Origin of the sequence: Mesorhizobium sp. B1-1-5, from assembly GCF_006443065.1 — a bacterium.
Lineage (GTDB): Bacteria > Pseudomonadota > Alphaproteobacteria > Rhizobiales > Rhizobiaceae > Mesorhizobium.
Genome location: NZ_VFWS01000208.1, coordinates 1 through 3,808, shown reverse-complemented (window position 1 = coordinate 3,808; position 3,808 = coordinate 1). Strand labels below are relative to the sequence as shown.

The window sequence follows — 3,808 nt, the reverse complement described above, 5'->3', positions numbered from 1 at the left end:
GCCCAGTCCGTCGGCCTTCACCCGGACCTTGACGTTGGCGTCCACAACCCGCTTCACGGGCACAAGGATCTTCATTTTCCTGTCACCTCTCCTGAGATAGTCGGGGCGCTATAGCAGCGTGCGCCCTGTCAGAGTTGTCGAAAGCCGACATCACGGACGGAATATCCGCCCAACTGTGCCGTTTCCGTAGTGGCGACAAATCGGCGCGTCAATATCCCACGACGCACCCAAATCGGTTCAGTCCCGGGGCGCCGCTGCTCCACGGCCCCATTGCGCCGCCGGCTGCGCCGGATCGCTCGCGGTCGGCTCCACAGGAACAGGCGGCTGCTGGACGTTGGGCGTCGGGTCCGGCTCGCCGTCGGCGCCAGCCAGCAGCGGCACGCCGCGGCTGCGCAGCACCAGCACCAGGACCGATCCGGCGATGATGCCGCCGATATGGCAGGCCCAGGAGATCTGATCCTCGCCGCCCGCCGCAAACATCACGATCTGGAACAGGATCCACAGGAGCAGCGGGATGAAGGCCGGGATGCGCAGCGGAATGCGGGCAAAGGCCAGTACCCAGACCTTCACCCGGGGGTAGAGGATCAGGTAGGCGGCGACGACGCCGGCGATGGCGCCCGAGGCGCCGATCAACGGCACCTGCGAATCCCAGGCCACCAATCCCTGAAAGAAGGCGCCGGCGACGGCGCAGGCGAGGTAGAAGATCAGATAGCGGATATGGCCGAGCGCATCCTCGACATTGTCGCCGAACACCCAGAGGAACAGCATGTTGCCGCCAAGATGGAAGATGTCGGCATGCAGGAAGGAATAGGTGAGATAGCTCAGGCTCTCGGGGATGACGACGAATTCGGGCGAGAGCTCGACCTTGTCGTGAACCACCGACGGGATGAAGCCGAGACCGAGAACCGCGGCATTGGTGAAGTTTTCACCGCCGAGCGTGGTCGCCAGGTAGACCAGCACGTTCGCCACGATCAGGCCGATCGTCACATATTGCAGCCGGATGTGGCGCAGCCTGTTGGTGTCGTAAAGCGGGATGAACATCGGACCCTCCCGCCTCCGGATTCAGCGGTTCTTGCCGGGAACCCATAGCACGTCGGCCTTTCCATTGTCATTGACCGCGCGGGCGGCGACGAACAGGAAATCCGAGACGCGGTTGATGTATTTGAGCGCCTCGCGGTTGACATGCTCGGCCGGATCCTGCGCCAGCGCCACCATCAGGCGCTCGGCGCGGCGCGCCACGGTGCGGGCAAGATGGAGCGCGGCCGCGGCCGCCGTGCCGCCGTTCAGCACGAAGGATTTCAGCGGCTGCAGCTCCTTGTTGAGCGCGTCGATGTCCTGCTCGACGCGATCGGTCTGGGCGGCGACGATGCGCAGCGTCTCGTATTCCAGCGGCTTGCCGTCGTCCGGCACGGCGAGGTCGGCTCCCAGATCGAACAGATCGTTCTGGATGCGCGACAGCATGGCGTCGATCGCCGGATGCTCGGCGCCGGTGTGGACGCGGGCCATGCCGATGCAGGCATTGGCCTCGTCGACGGTGCCATAGGCGTCGACGCGCAGGTCGGATTTCAGCCGCCGCTCGCCGGTGCCGAGCCCGGTGGTGCCGTCGTCGCCGGTGCGGGTGTAGATCTTGTTGAGCTTGACCACGCCGTCCCCTCTGAGATCCTCTATTTGCGCGTGAAATAGACAACCAGCAACAGCAGCGCCAGGGCCACGGCCTGCAGCATGATGCGCGCCTGCATCAGCTTGTTCGAGGTGAAGCCGGAGCCGCCGCGCATCATGTTGATCAGGCCGCGAACCAGCACGATCACCACGGCGGCCATCGCGACGATGGCGAGAATCTTGAAGATGATGAGCATCTGGCTGGCTCCGGTTCAGGTTCGGTCAGGCGCGCCTGGCGAGCACGCGGTAGAGCAGGGAGGCCGGCAGGATGCGTTTCAGCGCCGCGCCGATCCTGGCCGGCACCGTTACCACATAATGCGGGCGCGGGCGCTGTGACAGAAGCGCGTGGCGCAACGCCCGGTGCACGATCTCCGGTCCCGGCTTCAGCTTCGACACGCTGCCGCCCGCCTGAAGCCTTGCGAGCTGCGCCTGATAATCGGCGCGGTGGACGGAATTCTCGACGTCGATATTCTTCACGAACCAGGGCAGGCCATTGCTGGCGATCTTCGACCTCACCGGTCCCGGTTCGATGAGGGAAAGGTGGATGCCGCTGCCTTCGAGCTCCTGGCGCATGCACAGCATCAGGCCTTCGATGGCGTGCTTGGAGGCCGAATAGGCGCCGCGGAAGCGGACCGGAGCCAGTCCGAGGATCGAGGAGCAGTGGACGAGCCGGCCGTGCCCCTGGCGGCGCATGACCGGCACGACCCGCCGGGTGAGATCGTGCCAGCCGAAGAAATTGGCCTCGAACTGCTCGCGAAGTGCCGCGACCGGCAGGTCCTCGACGGCGCCGGGCTGGGCGTAGGCGCCGTTGTTGAAGAGCGCGCCAAGCGTGCCGCCGGTCCGCTCCAGCACCGCATCGACCAAGGCGGCGATGGATTCGGGCTCGCGATAGTCGAGATAGAAGACCTCCAGGCCGTCGGCCTCGAGGGCCGCAATGTCGGGCGGCCTGCGCGCCGTAGCGAACACCCGCCAGCCCTCCGCCTTCAACGCTCGCGCGCAGTAGGCGCCGATACCGGAGGAGGCGCCGGTGACGATGACGGTGCGCAACTCTTCTGCCGCGGGGCGCGTTGTGAGACCTGGGGTTGCCATTTACCGCAATCACTTCCCATATTCGCGGCGTCGACACAATCGAGCGGAGCGCGGGTCCTTGCTGCGGAATATCGTTGCCCTCAAGCGCGTGCTCTACGATGCGATTGGCCATTTCAATACCGATGACGGCTGGGCAATGGCCAGCCATCTGGCGATCACCTCGCTGATGGCGCTGTTTCCGTTCCTGATCTTCGCCACGACGCTGGCCAGCTTCCTCGGCGCGCGCGCCTTCGCCGACACGGCCGTGCATCTGGTCTTCGACACATGGCCGGAGCAGATCGCCAAGCCGATCGCGCATGAGGTGCAGAACGTGCTCACCGTACGGCGCACCGACCTTCTGACCTATGGCGTGCTGCTGGCGGCTTATTTCGCCTCGAACGGCATCGAGGCGCTGCGCACCTCGCTCAACCGCGCCTATCGCGTCACCGAGACGCGCGGCATCGTCCACCGCAGGGTGCAGAGCATCATCTTCGTCCTGATCGCCACCGCCTGCTTCCTCGCCATCAGCGTGCTTCTGGTGTTCGCGCCGCTGCTGGCGCGACTGGCGGAAGCGCATCTGGAATGGATCAAGCCCTATATGGGAACGATCACCATCTGGCGTTACGTGATCGCCTCGACGGTCATCGTCATCGGGCTGTTCTCGGTGCATATCTGGCTGCCGGCCGGCAAGCGCCGCTTCGTCTCGATCATACCGGGCATCGTCTTCACGCTGGTCGCCTGGCTGGTCGGGTCGACGATCTTTGCCACCTATCTCGACCATTTCTCGTCCTATGTGACGACCTATGCCGGGCTCGCCTCGATCATGATCGCGGTCGTCTTCCTCTACATCATCTCGGCGATCTTCATCCTCGGCGGCGAACTCAACGCCGCGATCAGCCGTTATCTCGAGGCGCGCGCCCGCGTCGGCTGAGTCGGCATCGGTTAGGAAGAAGAACTGAAGAACTGAGGAATTGAGGAACTGAAGAATTGAAGAATTGAAGAATTGAAGAAGAAGCGCGGAGCGTCGGCGCCGTTTCCCCAATTCCTCAGTTCCTCAATTCCTCAGTTCTTCAGTTACCCA

Annotated in this window: 5 protein-coding genes and 1 pseudogene; 1 reads left to right on the top strand and 5 read right to left on the bottom strand. The window is 64.3% G+C overall.

All coding sequences use genetic code 11. From position 1 onward, the window contains the following. The 5 genes and pseudogenes from FJ980_RS29370 to FJ980_RS29350 all read right to left on the bottom strand — a co-directional run. Window positions 1–75, bottom strand: a pseudogene (locus tag FJ980_RS29370) (electron transfer flavoprotein subunit beta/FixA family protein); the annotation flags it as partial. Between the two features lie 162 nt (window positions 76–237). Then, window positions 238–1,041 (bottom strand): rhomboid family intramembrane serine protease, encoded by an 804-nt coding sequence (locus tag FJ980_RS29365; protein ID WP_140547130.1) that lies wholly within the window; start codon window positions 1,039–1,041, stop codon window positions 238–240. Window positions 1,042–1,062: 21 nt separating this feature from the next. Further along, window positions 1,063–1,644 (bottom strand): cob(I)yrinic acid a,c-diamide adenosyltransferase, encoded by a 582-nt coding sequence (locus FJ980_RS29360; RefSeq protein WP_140547129.1) that lies wholly within the window; start codon window positions 1,642–1,644, stop codon window positions 1,063–1,065. A 20-nt stretch (window positions 1,645–1,664) separates the two neighbouring features. Continuing rightward, the gene (locus tag FJ980_RS29355) at window positions 1,665–1,856 is read right to left on the bottom strand and encodes a twin transmembrane helix small protein (protein ID WP_095767495.1); all 192 of its coding nucleotides are present in this window, start codon (window positions 1,854–1,856) and stop codon (window positions 1,665–1,667) included. 25 nt (window positions 1,857–1,881) lie between these two features. Further along, window positions 1,882–2,748, bottom strand: coding sequence for an SDR family oxidoreductase (locus tag FJ980_RS29350; RefSeq protein ID WP_140547128.1), 867 nt, complete (start codon window positions 2,746–2,748; stop codon window positions 1,882–1,884). Between the two features lie 58 nt (window positions 2,749–2,806). On the opposite strand from FJ980_RS29350, the gene FJ980_RS29345 reads away from it, so the two are divergent. Continuing rightward, complete coding sequence (locus FJ980_RS29345) at window positions 2,807–3,658, top strand: YihY/virulence factor BrkB family protein (RefSeq protein WP_140547127.1); 852 nt, start codon at window positions 2,807–2,809, stop codon at window positions 3,656–3,658. Window positions 3,659–3,808 lie beyond the last annotated feature (150 nt).

What these genes read in the sequence shown, in the direction of transcription:
- FJ980_RS29355 (WP_095767495.1), bottom strand. Translation starts at nt 1,856, where the DNA reads ATGCTCATCATCTTCAAGATTCTCGCCATCGTCGCGATGGCCGCCGTG.
- FJ980_RS29350 (WP_140547128.1), bottom strand. Translation starts at nt 2,748, where the DNA reads ATGGCAACCCCAGGTCTCACAACGCGCCCCGCGGCAGAAGAGTTGCGC.
- FJ980_RS29365 (WP_140547130.1), bottom strand. Translation starts at nt 1,041, where the DNA reads ATGTTCATCCCGCTTTACGACACCAACAGGCTGCGCCACATCCGGCTG.